1 protein-coding gene is annotated in these 208 nt (G+C 49.5%); it reads left to right on the forward strand.

What is annotated here, in order from left to right; all coding sequences use genetic code 11:
- A partial coding sequence (locus DIZ30_RS06015) for an IS3 family transposase (protein ID WP_002331256.1) occupies window positions 1-156 on the forward strand: 156 nt, incomplete at its 5' end.
- Window positions 157-208: the final 52 nt, after the last annotated feature.

Consider the following 208-nt stretch of genomic DNA (forward strand, 5'->3'; position numbering starts at 1 on the left):
GATTTGGAGTTATTTGACTATGTCAATTGGTGGAACCACCTTCGGTTGCACGGTACACTTGGCTACGAGACACCGGTTGGTTACCGTAACCAGAGATTGGCGCAGCGAATCCTTGATAATGAGCTCGGATGTGCTAACGCTAGCGAGGCAGTCTAACTTTAACTGTTAGCTCCTGCCGAAGATCGTCACATCCGAGGAGGCTCATTGT

Source organism: Enterococcus sp. H57 (genome assembly GCF_003112495.1).
GTDB lineage: Bacteria > Bacillota > Bacilli > Lactobacillales > Enterococcaceae > Enterococcus_B > Enterococcus_B faecium.